Origin of the sequence: Sphingobacterium sp. UBA7249 (genome assembly GCF_002472835.1) — a bacterium.
Lineage (GTDB): Bacteria > Bacteroidota > Bacteroidia > Sphingobacteriales > Sphingobacteriaceae > Sphingobacterium > Sphingobacterium prati.
The window spans coordinates 103,233-118,799 of record NZ_DKST01000010.1 but is presented as its reverse complement, the minus strand read 5'-3'; the positions used below and the strand labels follow the sequence as shown (position 1 = coordinate 118,799).

The following is a 15,567-nucleotide window of genomic DNA, read 5'->3' as shown; positions in this document are numbered from 1 at the left end:
GGTAGAATATGCACCAGCGAGATTGGGGTTATCGTATGCTATAAGAAGAGCTATCCAGGGATGGGAATAGACGATAACTGCGTATCATGTCGTACCAAATGATCTTTAATAGTTAAATTTTTACAAATTTATGTTACCTTGTCAATGGATCGTGTGAACCAAGATAAATCCAAATAACAATGATAATTATTAACAATTTTGAAGAGTATAAATCCTACGAAGGGAAAATTATTGGAGTTTCTGATTGGCATCAGATCGATCAGCAGCAGATAACAAAATTTGCGGAATCAACGCTCGATTTCCAGTGGATCCATGTTGACCAGCAAAAGGCAAAGCAGGAGGGTCCCTTTGGAACGACCATTGCCCACGGCTATTTGACCCTTTCGCTTATCCCTTATTTATGGAAGCAGATTGCTGATGTACGTAACGTAAAAATGGAGATCAACTATGGGATAGAAAACTTTAAATTTGGCCAGGCAGTTCCGGTAGATAGCGAGGTACAACTTAAGGCCACAGCAAAGTCCATATCAAATCTGAGGGGAACAGTGAAGGCTGTTATCCAGGCAAAACTGGCCATTAAAGGACAAGACAAGCCTGCTTATGTGGGTGATGTTATTTTCCTTTATCATTTTCAATAGCGTATGAAAGGCAATTATACCTTAAAATAAATAAAAACCTACCTGAGTTTTCAGACAGTTTTACCCTATATTATTTTCTGGGAAGAAAATAGAGCCAAATGACACAGGCAATAAAGAGCACAAATGAAGCAACAAAGGTACTATAAGCCACTTCGGGGTGACCTTCGAGGGCATTGTTAAGTGCCGTATATAATAACCAGATCTGTATCAACAAATTGATCAACAATACTGCGATCAGCGTTGACAGGATCATATTTTTTTTCTGGGGGTGGGACTGCTCTTGTCCTCTTCTAAAATTGCTCATACCGATTTGTGGCTAATTTTTTGAACGAAGATATCTTTTCCTTCGATGGTGACTGCTAATTTGTTCAAAGGTCGGGGTGGCGGCCCCTGTAGCACTTCGCCGGTTTTTACGTCAAACCAGCCATTGTGGCAAGGGCATTCGATCTTCATGGTTCCGGGACGATAATAGACGGCGCAGGAAAGATGGGTGCATTTTTGTTCATACGAATAATACTCATCTTCTTCAGTACGAACCAGTATATAGGGAATGGCGCTATTCTCCAGTACAAAGGACTTTGTACCACCAACGGGTATGTCACTTGTCGTGCAGATTTTTTGCTTTTTAGAATCAGTCTCTTTTTTTGAAAAGTATGCTTTTGCAGCGATCGCAGCATTGCCAAATACCATTCCCCCGGACACGAAGGTCAATATCCGCGCAAAATCTCTCCGGCTCACTTCATTGGACTCTGGCCGGTTGATCGGGAAATCTTCTTTCCAGTGTTTTTTATCATTGCTCATAGAAATACGGTTTTAAATAGCACATATCTTTCACGCTATAAGACGCGCAATTCAGTGCTGCCCTTTGGCATCATTAGGTTGACCTTTGTTTTGACGGTTTCCTCGCCAAAAAGGAATGTGTTGATCGGCGTGGAATTTGGGCGCTTGGCCTGTATCTCCTCCCGGGTTCCGTAAAATAAAGCGCCGCTGGGACACACCGTGGCACACATCGGTTTTTTGCCTACACTAGTACGGTCGTAACACATATTGCATTTCATCATGAGGTCATATTCCTCCATTTTCTTAGGGACGCCAAATGGGCAAGCCACGACACAATTGGAGCAACCTATGCATCGCGATGTGTTGGCGGTATGGACTACCCCAAATTCATCCTTGGTGATGGCGTCTGCCGGACATACGTTGGCACAAACGGGATCTTCACAGTGCATACAGACCTGTACGGTTGTCTGAATAGTGGTACTTCGATCCACATAGTTTACATGGATCATGGATTCCTGTCCATTGGTCTCGCATTCGGCACAGGCCGCTTCGCAAGCTTTGCATCCGATGCAACGCTGCATGTCAACAAAAAATTCTTCTTGCAATTTATAATACTCTGCCATAATCTTTCCTTTTTATGCTGTTATATACTTTGATAATCCAATGCATCATTGCCAATGTAAGAGTGGTTACCCGTCGGAATAAGCTTACAGGCACTTACCTTAAATTCCGGGATTTTTGAAATAGGGTCTAGAAATGCGCTCGTCAATTGATTGGCGGATTTTTTTCCAGGCCAGTGATAGGGTAAAAACACAGTATCTTCGCGAATTGTTTCTACAATATTGGCCGGAAAAATGGCATCACCCCGTTTGGTAACGACCCGAACATCTTCGTATTGGCTTATTCCGAGTGTCTTGGCCAATACAGGGTGGATCTCTAAAAAGGGCTGCGCAAATTGCTTGACCAGCTTTCCGATACGACGGGTCTGTGTACCACTAAGGTATTGTGAAACAACCCGTCCAGTTGTTAGTATCACGGGATATTCAGCGTCGGTAGGATCCATGCTGGGATGATATTCAACGGGATTGAAATGTGCTTTGCCATCCGCAGTCTTAAATTTACGGTCTTCCCAAAGTCGGGGCGTGCCGGGATGATCAAGTTCGGGACAAGGCCAGAATATGCCCATATTCTTTTCAATTTTTTCGTAAGTGATCCCATAGTAATCTGCAGTACCGCCTTTGGAAGCAATGCGCAATTCATTGAATATCGCCTCACTATCAGGGTAGGAAAATTTATCGCCGACACCGAGACGCCGGGCGATCTCCATAATAATTTCGGAGTCGGCGCGTGCACCGACAGGTGGATCTACGACTTTACGAATCCGGACAACTCTCCCCTCGGCAGTGGTGACCGTACCTTCCTCTTCTTCGTGCAGAGAGCCTGGTAGAATAACATCACAGTGGCGCATTGTCTCACTCATAAAGAAATCAATGCCCACATAGAATTCTAACTTTTCAAGTGCAGCTCTGACATAATTATTATTTGGGAGAGACACAAGTGGATTGAAACAAATGGATATCAACCCCTTAATTTCATCCCGATGAATGGCATCAATGATTTCATAGGCTGTAAGTCCTTTTCCGGGCAGATCTTTTTCGTCTATGCCCCACACATCAGAGATATACTTGCGATGCTCCGGATTTTCTATATCACGATTGCCAGGTAACTGGTCACATTTATGACCGTGTTCTCGGCCTCCCTGTCCATTACCTTGTCCGGTGATGGTGCCATAACCACAATAGGGTCGTCCAATTCTGCCCGAAGCGAGGACAATATTGATACAACTCAATACGTTTTCTACACCTTTGGTATGATGCTCGATACCGCGGGCATGCAGCAGGAAGGAGGTAGAGGCTTTGCCCCAGAGTTTGGCTGCAGCCTCGATCTTCTCTTTCTTTGCGCCGGTGACCTCCTCGGCCCAAGTTAAAGTATAGTCTTTGACCGCGGCTATGGTCTCGTCGAAGCCAGAAGTATAATTGTCGATAAATTCATGGTCCAGAAGATCATGCTGCACCATGTAATTAAGTATGGCGCCAAAAAGCGCTGAATCGGTACCTGGCCTAATATCAAGGTGAATATCTGCTGTCCGTGCCAGAGGAATTTCCCGTGGATCAACCACAATAATTTTGGCTCCATTGTCACGTGCCTGCCACAGCCAATAGGTCAGCGTGGGGAAGGTCTCTGAGACATTTGCTCCTGTGACAATAATGACCTCAGCATGTGCCAGGTCGCTATAGTTATTGGAAGTACGGTCAAGACCAAAGGCTTTTTTGTTGCCCGCACCCGCAGACACCATGCATAAACGGCCATTGTAATCGAGATTCTTTGTTTTTAAAGCTACCCTTGCAAATTTGCCCATCATATAGGATTTTTCATTGCTGAGGGATACACCCGAAAGCACAGCAAAAGCATCGTGACCATACGTCTCCTGGATACGGCGAATTTCAGCTACCGTCTTTTCCATGGCAGCATCCCAAGAAGTGGGCACATAACCCTTTCCTGGTGTATTGATCAATGGACTCGTTAACCGATCGGGATGATTATCCTGTAGATAGCGCTGTACTCCTTTGGGACAGAGCCGACCTTCATTGAAGGGGAATTCCATCCAGGGCTCAAAACCGACGACTTTATTATTCTTGGCCAATAATTTTATCCCGCATTGCATACCGCAAAAGCAACAGTGCGTCTCCACAATTTTATCGGGTTCATCACGGCCAGGGGTGCCCTCTGGGTCCGGAAAATGAAGATGTGGACCAAACTCATCGATAATCTGTTCTGCTGGAAGTGGTAGTTTTGCCATGCTAACGCTGTCTTTTATATTAAATGATCTGCATATTATCCGAAAAAATCTCCCGATTGCTTGCGCGCCTTAAAATGTGCTATGGCTAGGAGGTCACGTTTACCTTCGGGACTGTAGTCCAAAATGGATTCACCGTCTTTATTTTCAAGGTTGAAACCTGTTTCTTTGGTGATTTTCTTTAGATCTGCGACATGTAACTTTGTGGTATATTCTTTATGGGTAAACTTGCACTGCTGCATACCTTTTTTACGGCCAACTTCCTTATAAATATGTGCACCAATCTGGGCAGGACGTTGGATAATATGAAAGAATTTTCCGAAAGGCATCCAGACTAAAAATACGATTACAAAAAAGGCGTGGGTTACCGCCATAAATTCATACGCTTTTCCATGCATAAATTCGTAATCAAGGGTCAAGCCCAGACCGGTTAATGAAACTAAGATCAACAGTAGCAAAGGCAGAATATCGCCTTCGAAAGTTTGTGTGGCAATAAGCCCGGGATCTTTTAGCCGTCTTTGAAGAAAATATGTAGCGCCGATAATGACCAAAATTGAGCACCAGTTAAGTGCCCCAAAAGTCAAAAATCCAATAATGGACTTTACCGGAAAGTTCATCACGTCGAAACCGAAGAAATGCGCAGTATAAATTTTGGGTGCGGCCGGATCCATTCCCGAACCTGGGACTAATGTAAAGTGTATCCAGCCGAAAGTAAGCGGTATGGTAATACAAAAAGCCAAGAAACAGCCTATGGCCATGAAAAGATGTGCAAAACCACGGTATTTACCTCTTCGGATGATAAATCGCTGGAAAATGATATTTAATAGAAAATCTTTCAGTGTATATCCGACGAAATTAAGTCCATCTTTTGAAAACAGTGTTTTTAAACTGCTGACAAAGTATACGCGGGTAGGGGGACGCTGAATCCAAACGGTATAACGATAAACAATACCAAAAACTGCGAATAAGGTACCGAAGAGATAGGCAATCAATGCTGCATCAAAATTCTGGAGCCTACGCGACCCAATCAAGATCATCAATAAGGTCAGCAATGTTGCTGTACTGGCAATCAGAAACGCTTTTAAGTCAACAAGCTTTGACATATAAATGGTATAGTTTACAATTTCTATAACATCATTGTCCGTAAATTGTTTGCAAGGATCTCATCCTAAATTTTTATATTCCAAAACGCTTTGAGTAACTGTCTGATAAACCCAATTATTACTGCTATCCAGGCAAATAGAGCGATATAAATAAAACCATTGGGAATAAGTTTTAGGAATGCAATATCTAAAGCTTCACTAAGGCGGTACGTACTGACTACATACATACCGAGCGGGAAGACCATGGCCCAATACGTCGGGTCATATCCGGCAGCCGCAGTAGGCACCTTGATCTTTTTGACAATATGACGCCAGGCTCCCAATAGCACCAACAGTGGTATCCACCAGGTGCCCGCAGCCCAAAATAAAAGCACAAATCCTTTCAAAAATGGACGAATCTCCATAAGAAAGCCGAACTGTTTTTCATGGAGGATCAACATCGATCCCGCAAGCGTGGAAATCGCCGTGGCGCCCATATTGATCCAATAGGGAGCCCCCAGTTCCATCGCATTTAATGGGAAGAAGGATATCCTATAAATAATCAATGACATAAGATACAGGTAAAAAATACAACCTATCAAAAATAGGCAGGCGGCCATAAACAGGTAAATTTCGGCGACTGGGCCCAATCCATCTGACACAAAAGAGATCAACACTGATATCGCTTGAGTAGAGACAATAATAACAAGCCAAGTTCCGTTGATACCTTCTTTTAATGGCTTTTTGTCATCAGTCACCGTTAGGTTATAAAAGAAACCATAGATAATAAAAGCCCAAATGATGGCAGCCACAATCAATAATCCAGTAGCAAGTTTGTACATATCTTCGAAGAGAATAACTTGATTGCCCATGATACATAAGGCCGCAACAAGCGTAAAAAATCCGGGGCCACGTTGATAACTTTTGAAATCTGCAACTACATCGGACCAAAACCGGATCATGCGGTAGATCAAGGCTGCCAATAGCGCTACCAAAAATAGAATATTGAGATAAAAGAGAACCTTGCCCAGTGTTGCGAAATTCTCGAGAAGACAAGCAATGGATATGATCCCTGTGGCCATTACCATGGCAAAATAACCCGGAAGCAAAATTTTGATTCGTTTTTCGAGTGGATTCATTGGTTAATTTTTGGTAATAACAAATAGATTCATTTCTTGTTTTACTTCATTGCTATTCTTAACTGGTTAACCATGGTATTGTGCCATTCCCATGGTATTCGCAGACACACATGGGATTAAAATCAGACTAAGCGAATACTCTGTATTTAAAGTAGTTACAGCACAAAAAATATGAATTACGTTTCAGCTGTGCAGTGGCCTGACGGTAGTGGTTTGCGAGTTTGAAGTAGCGCTATCAGAAGGCGAACATCATAAGGCAGTTTATAACGGCAACGATTGCGTAAAAAATCTGATCAGATTGAATTTATAATTTTTAAATTCAATTACTGCAAGCGGTTGCACTACCGCGAAGGGAAAAAAATTATAAACTGTAATACCTTATGATACCAAAGATTGAATGGGAAAGTAGTATCCTAAAAACTACTGCTCTGAGCGCGATACTTGTTTTGTCTGCTTCTCATGTTCGCGGACAGGAACAAAGTGTAAATGGGATAGTGAAAGATCCGCAGGGAAAACCACTATCCGGAGCAACAATCCGGGCCCTGGGAAATAGCGCAATATCCACATCCTCCGATGCTAACGGAAACTTTTCACTCAAACTGCCTAAAGATGTCAAACAATTGTCGGTAACTTACCTAGGTGCTGATTCGCAAAACGTAACTATCGTAGCTGGAAAACCGCTCAACATCGTGCTGACATCGAATGACTCGAAGCTCGATGAGGTCGTTGTGGTCGGCTATGGTACTGTTAAAAAACGTGACCTTACGGGTTCTGTGGTTTCGGTCAAAGGCGATGAAATTGCCAAGGTTCCTTCAGCAAATATGCTCGAGTCGGTACAAGGCAAAGTATCAGGAATGGATGTGACCAGGAGTAGCGGTGCGGCGTCGTCGGGCGTGAATGTTACGATCCGTGGTAATCGATCCATAACCGCACAAAATGGCCCCTTGTATATTGTCGACGGGATTCAGTACAGCAACATTCAGGATATTAATCCGAATGACGTAGAATCCATGGAGGTCTTGAAAGATGCTTCGTCGACCGCAATCTATGGTTCAAGAGGAGCTAATGGCGTCATTATCATAACCACTAAAAAAGGGAAAACTGGAGCAGCACAAATTTCCTTCAACGCCTATGCCGGTATCTCCAAAGTAGCGCGCTACCCGGAGGTCATGAATTTGGACCAATGGGTTAAATTGCGGCGTGAAGCGTATCGTGCCACGGGTAAATGGAACAGTGAAGCTGATGATGCCGCGATCTTCAATACGGCCGAACTGGATGCCATCAAAAACAATGAGTATACCAATTATTTTGACCTTTTGGTCAAGGAGGGTTTTCAGCAAAATTATCAAGTCGGTATCAATGCTGGCACTGAAAAAACGAAGGTTTATTTCTCTGGCGATTTTTTGAACGAAAGGGGAATTTTCGAACAGGATAAATCAAACCGTTTTGGCGGCCGGCTCAATATTGATCAGGAACTGGGAACATATTTTCGGGCGGGAATGCAATCGCAGGTCACACATTACAAAATCCGGGCGGCACGCGACCCGTTAAATCAGGCCAATAAAATTAGTCCACTGGGACGGATCTACAACGAAGATGGCAGTTTAATACGCTATCCATTGAATGGCTCGGCTATCAACCCGCTGGTCGATCTCGAACCGAATGCTTATGATGCACAAAACCTCGTGACCCGTACACTTATCAATGGCTATCTAGAACTGAAGCCTTGGAAAGGATTTTCGGGCAAATCGACGATAGGCGTGACGCTTAATAACAATAGGGAGGGGTCTTTCGCGGGAATGTATACCATTGACCGGAATGGCTCGGCATCAAAGGCAACCTATAGCACTGAAAATAGTCATCTGGTGAACTGGGAAAATGTCTTGTCTTATCAAAACTCTTTTGGCGACCATAACTTGAATATTACAGCCGTCAACAGTATTCTCTGGAACAGGTCTGATCGTATAGATGCTTCGGGTGAGGGGCTGATCCTAGATAGCCAGCTTTTCTATGCGCTCGGCAATGCGTCCAAAAACCTGGCGACTACGACCGCCTATAGTATGAACAATCTTCTTTCTTTTGCAGGACGGGTAAACTATAGTTACAAAGGAAAATACCTGCTAACAGCAACTGGACGCTCAGACGGATCTTCGATCTTGGCCAAGGGCAGCAAATGGGCATTCTTTCCATCTGTAGCCGCAGGATGGCGCATTGTCGATGAATCTTTTATGAAAAATCAGACTTTATTTAGCGAGTTAAAAGCTAGACTGAGCTGGGGTAGAGCGGGCAATTATGCGGTATCACCTTATTCAACACAGAGCAACCTGAGCCGGGTGGCTTTTGCATATGACGATGCTTCTGCCACAGGATATACTTTTGCTTCACAGATCGGCAACCCCAATCTGGGCTGGGAAATCACTGCCACGACAAATGCAGGGCTGGATTTTGGCATCATGAAGGGCCGTATCTCCGGAACCATCGACTATTACGATTCCAAAACGTCAAAACTATTACTTGAACGTGGGCTTCCACCATCGACTGGGATAAGCAATGTGATTCAGAATATCGGCAAAACCCGCAACCGTGGTATCGAGCTAACGGTGAATGCTGATGTGGTAAAAGATGCTCCTTTCACCTGGAATACCGCAATTTCCTACACCCGAAATAAGGAAGAAATCGTTGAATTGGTGACCAGCTCGGATGACATCGGGAACGGCTGGTTTATCGGACAGCCAACCACTGTCTTCTACGATTATGATAAGTTGGGCATCTGGCAACTCGGTCAGGAGGAGGAAGCTGCTAAGTACAATCAAAAGCCTGGTGATATTCATGTGCGGGATATCAATGGGGATGGAAAAATTGATGCCAGCAATGACCGTGTTATCGTCGGAACGCCTAGACCAAAATGGTTTGGCTCCTGGGACAATACGTTTAGCTATAAAGGGTTTGACCTGAATGTATTGCTTTTTGCGAGATGGGGTCAAACATTACAACCGAATTTCTTGCGCCGTTATGACCCGCAGGGTTTGGGGCAGAGTTCGGCAATCATTGACTATTGGACTCCGGAGAATCCGACCAATGCCAATCCAAGGCCAAACTCCGGACTGTCGCTGGCAAGTACATTATACTCCAGCTCATTGGGCTACGTAGATGGCTCATACCTCCGGATCAGAAATATATCGCTGGGATACAATTTCCCGCAATCCATTTTAAAAGATGGCTTTGTTAAGAAACTGCGGGTATATGGTACGGCGAAAAATCCATTTACGTGGACAAAATCAGATCTGTTGAACTCCTATGATCCTGAAAGGGGTGGATCGGAGAATTTTCCGATGACAAAATTGTTTGTATTCGGTGTGAATGTTGGATTTTAAATGCTAAATAAATGAAAAGAAAGATCAAAAATATCGTAATAGCCTCTTTGGTGGTACTCGCTTCATCGAGTTGTTCAAAGATTTTGGATGAGTACAATCCAAGTGGATTGACTTCGGAGAAAGTGTTCGCGACGCCGGAAGGTTTTGAATCATTAGTAAACGCAGCCTATTCCTACCAACGCTGGTGGTATGGAAAGGAAGAGGGGTACAGCATATCGGAGATGGGCACAGACCTATGGATGAGTGGAGCCGGGGATACGTTTCCAGACTTAATGAAGTATATTAATCTCCAGGGAAACAACGCTGCGCTGGCAACAGAATGGAAGGCATTGTATTCGGCCGTAAATATCTGTAATGCGGGTATTGCCCGCATCGATGCGGCAGGTCTGAATGAAAGCACCAAAGCTATCAGGCTGGCCGAACTGCGTTTTCTGCGCGCCTTTTACTATTGGCATATCCTGCAGACCTGGGGTGGTGTGCATCTAACCACGACAGAAACTGTTGGCATCGTCACGACAGCAAACAAGACAGCACCAGCGGAATTTTACGCGCTGATCGAATCGGATCTACTGGCAGCAATTAAAGATCTCCCTAATACGGTCTCTGACTACGGTCGCGTGACCAATCCCGCGGCTCGTGCTTTCCTGTCCCGTGTATACCTTTCTCATGGGAAATATAAGGAGGCCAATGAATATGCTGTGTCGGTCATTAAGGGAAATTATGGCTTTGAACTGCTCAAAAACTATGCTGACCTGTGGAATATGGCCAACTTAAAAAATAAGGAGGTCGTGTATGCAGTCAATTATTCGACCAATCTGGCCTTGAACGATATAAGTGATAAAATCCTAAATCCGCTGGGACACAACCGGGGTAGCAACAATGGCCATCTGCTGTTTCTAATGAAATATGATACAGAGACGGGCATGCAGCGCGACCTCGCTAACGGCCGGCCATTTAACAGATATATGCCCACACGTTTTCTATTGGACTTGTATCCCGAAGGGGATAGCCGCTACGCAGCATCTTTTAAAGAGGTATTTTATTCCAATAACCCGACGGCTACGGTCAAACTGGGTGATACCGCAGTCTTTGCCACGCGCAGAGCGATAAGTAACACCGGCAAGGCCTATAAGATCTATGATAGGAATTATATCTATGCCAGTGACGGAAAGGTGAAAGACCAATTACGTTATCCGACCCTAACTAAATTTTTAGATCCCACACGTCCTTCATCCAATGAAGCGCAGAGTGCCCGCGATGTTTTTGCCATCCGATTTGCAGAACTTTATCTCAATGCGGCGGAGGCGCAATTAAATCTGGGTAACCGGGATTCTGCAGCACACTGGATAAACATTGTGCGCACGCGGGCAGCACAACCTGGTTGGGAGGAAAAGATGAAGATCACACCGGGTCAAGTTACGCTCGATTTTATCCTTGATGAGCGCGCGCGGGAATTTGCTGGTGAACAGATCCGTTGGTTTGACCTCAAACGTACCGGAAAATTAGTCGAACGCGTCAAAGCGCACAACCCGGATATCGCCACCTATATCCAGGATTATCACCGAGTACGGCCAATACCACAGGCTCAGCTAGACGCCATTACAAATAAAGATGAGTTTACGCAAAACGAAGGTTATCAATAAATAGATAAAGTAAAGGGGCAATGGAAAGAAGGCCGTAACAGAGTTACGGCCTTCTATTTGTGTCACAAAGTTGAAATTGATTTTCAGCTATTAACCTGCGTTCTGCAGCGCTTTCACGATAGCTTCACCTACAGCTTTGGCTGACTGGGGATTTTGGCCGCTGATCAACCTGCCGTCTACGGTAACATGTGGCTGCCAAGGTCCGGATTTTTCATAAAGGCCACCAATTGCCTTTAGCTTATCTTCCAATAAAAAAGGGACGACATCGGTAAGCTTGACGAGTTGTTCCTCTTCATTGGTAAAACCATTTACTTTTTTGCCTTTCACCAAATATTCACCATTGCTCAACTTGATATTGGTCAGACCGGCCGGACCATGGCATACAGCAGCGACAACGCCATTCGCTTCGTAAATCTTGGCGGCTATAGTTGCTAGTTGCGAATCGGAAGGAAAATCCCACATCGCGCCATGCCCACCGGCATAAAAGATGGCTTTATATTCTTCAGGTTTTACCTGCGATGGCTTGAGTGAATGGCTGATTTTATTCTGATAGTGCTTGTCTTCCCAGAATTTTTTATTAACAGGGTCGGTCAGATCAAATCCATCCACAGGCGGATTGCCGCCTTGAGGACTAACAAAATCAATCTCATAACCGGCCTCCGTCAATACCTCCCAGGGATGCGATACTTCGCCGAGATAGTAGCCTGTTTTTTCACCGGTATTCCCTTTGGAATCATGGCTAGTTACCACAAACAATATTTTTGGTTTTGCAGCAACTTCTGGCTGTGATGGGGAATTTGTTTCCATATTTGTTGCACGGGACTGCGTTACTGTAAGCATCAATAGGACGGAAAATATACCCATTTGTTTAAGGAGATGTTTTACTTTCATATCGTTATCATTTTATTTTTTGTCAGCACAAATTTCCTTATTTCACCTTATAATTTGTTGTGACATACATCACAAAATCTCCTGTTTTACTATTCAAATAAAACATAATCTGCCAATTGGTTTTGACCATATCAACGATGCAATTCCTAATATGGTAGACCGTTCTGATTAAAGCTACCTATAAATTAAATCTTGGCGAAACAGATGCTACAACCACTTTTGGGGGAGGGCCTGGCAAGTATCATCGTATTATCACCGGCAACAGAGGGGAATTTTCATTTGATAAAGGACTGGCATTTTTGCACCATTGGCCATTGCATACCTTAATGATGTCTATTGCCCTTAGGATGATAAGCCACAGACTGGGGAGAACTTGACGCGGGAATATGTTTTCCATCCGTAAACGACTGTGGATTAGCACGCTGTAGTGTCACAATATCGGGCATATTTTCCTCTGCCAGGTCTTTAAATGGCCGGTAACCGACGGGTTTGCTTGACTGTCCATTATTGGATTTTTTTTGAGCAGTTTTTGACTGTTCGCTATTTTTTAATCTCTCCTTGCGGCGTTTAAAAAAAATCAATGCCGCTCCGGTAATCACGGCGATAGCAAGTTTCAGTTTGGTATTCATAGTTCTTTTTTTTAATGAACAAACTGTTTGCATAAATCGTTTACCTTAAGAATTTCTTTTGATCTTTTCATGAAACAAATGTGTATCCTTCAAACAGCGCCGCGGAGGCTTTGTTACACCGCTTAGAAGCCAATAAGGCAAATAAAAGGGGCAGAGAGGCTTGTAACTGTGCCTCCCTGCCCATTGTTTTAGTTAGCAGTTGACTACTTTTCTCTTACTTAGGGCAGTGTGGTAAGGTCAATCGCTGGTGCAGTATTTCCATTATTTACCGTAAATAATGTACCAGGATTAACGACAGTATTGAAAAACCCACCATTTTTAAGAAAGAAGCTACTACCAGTGGTACCACCCATCGCATCGATGCGCTGATTGCTGGAGTAGGTTGCATCCACCGTAAATTTGGCTTGAACCACTGGCATCCAGGTACCTGATGCCGTCCGTACCCATTGATTTTTATAATCTGCTGAACGCCCCAAATAACCATTATCTGCATTGAAATTTTCTAGGAAGCTATGGAAGTTGGTTAAGTAAGTTGCGATCTTGGGTCTTTTCCAACTCGCAATAAGCACCCAGCTGTTGACCGAGGGATCATTGAACCAGGCGGTAAAATCGGTGGCACCACTACTGTCTGGCTCACCTTTAAGTAAAAATTTATAGCTTTTACCACTGGTCCAGCTGTACTTCATATAACTCTGCCCGCCAGATCCTTCACCACCAAACTCGCCAGTAATCGTATTGGCACCTTTGCGGTTGAGCGTAATCCGGTCTTCAACAGGTATTTCTGCCGGATTGTCGGTACTGTATGGACTCCAGACAGAGAACAAAATACGGCGCTCGGTCGCTGAATTGACCTGCATGCCAAAATAGCCCTGGCCAAATCCGTTAGCCATAAAGTAAGAACCTATTTTGTTCTCACCACTAGGAACATTGATTTCACTATAGTAATAAGAAACCTGCTGGTTGGTAGGTACGGTATAGCTTAGATGACAGGAGGGGCCACGACGGGACCAATAGTAGGTATTATCGACGTTGTTGTCACTATAAATGACGGTTCCCGTGGTAGCTGTTCCACTCAAAATTAAATGTGACACGTCTGCAAAGTACCCCCCGGTTTTGGAAACGCCTTGAAGGTCCATTTTAACGTAGCCGCCGGCATCAAGTATATAACTCCCGACTGCATAGTCTTTGGTAGTACCGCCCTTGAGCCTTACTTGCTTACTAACACCATTGATTGTCAACTTAACCACGCTGCTATCACCATTAGGTAATACTTTGGCTCGAATTTTTACGGTCAACGTACCGGCTTGTGGCAGCTTGGCATAGGTGCTCACGATGCTGTTTGAATTGGTCCAATTCGCTAGGCCATTGCTATTGATAACCTCAGCAGCGCCGGAAGGTGCCGATGTCACAAAGGCATTGCCCCCCAGTGGAACCTCATAACCGTTAGGGCCGGGTGTAGCCGCCCGTAGGGATAGTGCTTCTTCGTCCGCCGTTTTTTCAAGAGTCTTTTCGCAGGAGACAAAAAAGACCAGCGCAGCACCGAGGAGTGCCACAAATTTGATTTTTTTCATAATTTATTTTTAATTGTTCACAGTCAATTTATCAAACGATTTACATATTTCGAAAATAAATTGCATGCAATCGATTGTCCAATTTACTTTTGTAACAGGCATAGACTGTTACAGCAATTTACAGACTATTGACATTTCATTGGGGCCTTAGGATCATCGATTTTTGTATATTGCAACAACTGCTTATGACTCGAAAAAGGTTGTATATCATCACAAATAATCAAAAAATATCAGGAATGGAAGTAAAAATCAGACAAGCACAAGAGCATGAAATCAATGTTTTACTAGAATTTGAACAGGGAATAGTAGCAGCAGAACGACCGTATGATAGCACTTTAAAAGAAGGCGAGATTCATTACTATGATTTGTTGGAATTAATAAAATCGCCCCAAGCGGAAGTCTTGGTTGCGACGATCGGCGATCAGATCGTGGGATCCGGTTATGCGAAAATAGTGGATGCTAAAGCCTTCCAAAAATATGCACAATATGTCCATCTGGGGTTTATGTATGTGCGGCCTGACTACCGTGGGCAGGGTATCAATAAATTAATCCTAGAAGCGCTCGTAAATTGGGCAAAGCACAGAAAAATATCCGAAGTTAGACTTCAGGTTTATGACCAAAATGATAGTGCGATAATTGCGTATAGCAAAGCTGGCTTTAAGCCAAATCTATTGGAAATGCGATTAGAAATTGAGCTATAGATGCGACTCTATGGATCTTTCAGAAGAAGTGTACTTTTTCTGAAAGATCCAAGAAACCTATCGTTTAAGTTCACATTGTTACAATCGAAAATCAATAATTTATATTCTCTTGGATAAATATCTAAGGAATTTACTCTTGTTGTCCAAAGTAATAGTGGCCCAATAATGTGCTTTTTTTATGTTGGGTAGGGCAGTGCATATATTTAGTAGCCTCTTATTTAGCTTTCGGTTGATCGTAGAATAAAAACTATTATTTATAATT

Annotated in this window: 13 protein-coding genes; 4 read left to right on the top strand and 9 right to left on the bottom strand. The window is 43.7% G+C overall.

Annotated features, from left to right (window positions below):
- The first annotated feature begins 179 nt into the window (after positions 1-179).
- Complete coding sequence (locus B4A24_RS06575; protein ID WP_293943717.1) at positions 180-638, top strand: MaoC family dehydratase; 459 nt, start codon at positions 180-182, stop codon at positions 636-638.
- A 70-nt stretch (positions 639-708) separates the two neighbouring features.
- On the opposite strand, the gene B4A24_RS06570 is transcribed toward B4A24_RS06575, so the two are convergent.
- The 6 genes from B4A24_RS06570 to B4A24_RS06545 form a co-directional block, all read right to left on the bottom strand.
- On the bottom strand, positions 709-942 hold the full coding sequence (locus B4A24_RS06570; RefSeq protein ID WP_172393983.1) for a DUF6755 family protein: 234 nt from the start codon (positions 940-942) through the stop codon (positions 709-711).
- Positions 939-1,439: a Rieske (2Fe-2S) protein gene (locus tag B4A24_RS06565; RefSeq protein ID WP_293943713.1), complete on the bottom strand. Its 501-nt coding sequence runs from the start codon at positions 1,437-1,439 to the stop codon at positions 939-941. The genes B4A24_RS06570 and B4A24_RS06565 overlap by 4 nt, the downstream gene beginning before the upstream one ends.
- A gap of 35 nt (positions 1,440-1,474) precedes the next feature.
- Entirely contained in the window at positions 1,475-2,041 is a 567-nt protein-coding gene (locus B4A24_RS06560; protein WP_293943710.1) for a 4Fe-4S dicluster domain-containing protein, read from the bottom strand.
- A gap of 20 nt (positions 2,042-2,061) precedes the next feature.
- Positions 2,062-4,278: a molybdopterin oxidoreductase family protein gene (locus tag B4A24_RS06555; protein ID WP_293943707.1), complete on the bottom strand. Its 2,217-nt coding sequence runs from the start codon at positions 4,276-4,278 to the stop codon at positions 2,062-2,064.
- A gap of 35 nt (positions 4,279-4,313) precedes the next feature.
- Positions 4,314-5,378: an MFS transporter gene (locus B4A24_RS06550; protein WP_293943705.1), complete on the bottom strand. Its 1,065-nt coding sequence runs from the start codon at positions 5,376-5,378 to the stop codon at positions 4,314-4,316.
- Between the two features lie 65 nt (positions 5,379-5,443).
- Positions 5,444-6,496 carry a tellurite resistance/C4-dicarboxylate transporter family protein gene (locus B4A24_RS06545; RefSeq protein ID WP_293943703.1) on the bottom strand — a complete coding sequence of 351 codons (1,053 nt, stop codon included), beginning with the start codon at positions 6,494-6,496 and terminating at the stop codon, positions 5,444-5,446.
- Positions 6,497-6,876: 380 nt separating this feature from the next.
- Between B4A24_RS06545 and B4A24_RS06540 the strand changes: the two genes are divergently transcribed.
- Complete coding sequence (locus tag B4A24_RS06540; RefSeq protein WP_293943701.1) at positions 6,877-9,870, top strand: SusC/RagA family TonB-linked outer membrane protein; 2,994 nt, start codon at positions 6,877-6,879, stop codon at positions 9,868-9,870.
- A gap of 11 nt (positions 9,871-9,881) precedes the next feature.
- Positions 9,882-11,513 carry a RagB/SusD family nutrient uptake outer membrane protein gene (locus B4A24_RS06535; protein WP_293943699.1) on the top strand — a complete coding sequence of 544 codons (1,632 nt, stop codon included), beginning with the start codon at positions 9,882-9,884 and terminating at the stop codon, positions 11,511-11,513.
- Positions 11,514-11,603: 90 nt separating this feature from the next.
- Here B4A24_RS06535 and B4A24_RS06530 read toward each other — a convergent pair whose 3' ends face one another.
- From B4A24_RS06530 to B4A24_RS06520, 3 genes are all read right to left on the bottom strand, one after another.
- On the bottom strand, positions 11,604-12,404 hold the full coding sequence (locus B4A24_RS06530; protein ID WP_293943697.1) for a type 1 glutamine amidotransferase domain-containing protein: 801 nt from the start codon (positions 12,402-12,404) through the stop codon (positions 11,604-11,606).
- 323 nt (positions 12,405-12,727) lie between these two features.
- Positions 12,728-13,033, bottom strand: coding sequence for a hypothetical protein (locus B4A24_RS06525; protein ID WP_293943695.1), 306 nt, complete (start codon positions 13,031-13,033; stop codon positions 12,728-12,730).
- 218 nt (positions 13,034-13,251) lie between these two features.
- Positions 13,252-14,604 (bottom strand): DUF3472 domain-containing protein, encoded by a 1,353-nt coding sequence (locus B4A24_RS06520; RefSeq protein ID WP_293943693.1) that lies wholly within the window; start codon positions 14,602-14,604, stop codon positions 13,252-13,254.
- A gap of 236 nt (positions 14,605-14,840) precedes the next feature.
- Between B4A24_RS06520 and B4A24_RS06515 the strand changes: the two genes are divergently transcribed.
- Positions 14,841-15,305: a GNAT family N-acetyltransferase gene (locus B4A24_RS06515; RefSeq protein WP_293943691.1), complete on the top strand. Its 465-nt coding sequence runs from the start codon at positions 14,841-14,843 to the stop codon at positions 15,303-15,305.
- Positions 15,306-15,567 lie beyond the last annotated feature (262 nt).

Coding starts and splice junctions, on each gene's coding strand:
- B4A24_RS06575 (WP_293943717.1), top strand. CDS start 180: ATGATAATTATTAACAATTTTGAAGAGTATAAATCCTACGAAGGGAAA.
- B4A24_RS06570 (WP_172393983.1), bottom strand. CDS start 942: ATGAGCAATTTTAGAAGAGGACAAGAGCAGTCCCACCCCCAGAAAAAA.
- B4A24_RS06565 (WP_293943713.1), bottom strand. CDS start 1,439: ATGAGCAATGATAAAAAACACTGGAAAGAAGATTTCCCGATCAACCGG.
- B4A24_RS06560 (WP_293943710.1), bottom strand. CDS start 2,041: ATGGCAGAGTATTATAAATTGCAAGAAGAATTTTTTGTTGACATGCAG.
- B4A24_RS06555 (WP_293943707.1), bottom strand. CDS start 4,278: ATGGCAAAACTACCACTTCCAGCAGAACAGATTATCGATGAGTTTGGT.
- B4A24_RS06550 (WP_293943705.1), bottom strand. CDS start 5,378: ATGTCAAAGCTTGTTGACTTAAAAGCGTTTCTGATTGCCAGTACAGCA.
- B4A24_RS06545 (WP_293943703.1), bottom strand. CDS start 6,496: ATGAATCCACTCGAAAAACGAATCAAAATTTTGCTTCCGGGTTATTTT.
- B4A24_RS06540 (WP_293943701.1), top strand. CDS start 6,877: ATGATACCAAAGATTGAATGGGAAAGTAGTATCCTAAAAACTACTGCT.
- B4A24_RS06535 (WP_293943699.1), top strand. CDS start 9,882: ATGAAAAGAAAGATCAAAAATATCGTAATAGCCTCTTTGGTGGTACTC.
- B4A24_RS06530 (WP_293943697.1), bottom strand. CDS start 12,404: ATGAAAGTAAAACATCTCCTTAAACAAATGGGTATATTTTCCGTCCTA.
- B4A24_RS06525 (WP_293943695.1), bottom strand. CDS start 13,033: ATGAATACCAAACTGAAACTTGCTATCGCCGTGATTACCGGAGCGGCA.
- B4A24_RS06520 (WP_293943693.1), bottom strand. CDS start 14,604: ATGAAAAAAATCAAATTTGTGGCACTCCTCGGTGCTGCGCTGGTCTTT.
- B4A24_RS06515 (WP_293943691.1), top strand. CDS start 14,841: ATGGAAGTAAAAATCAGACAAGCACAAGAGCATGAAATCAATGTTTTA.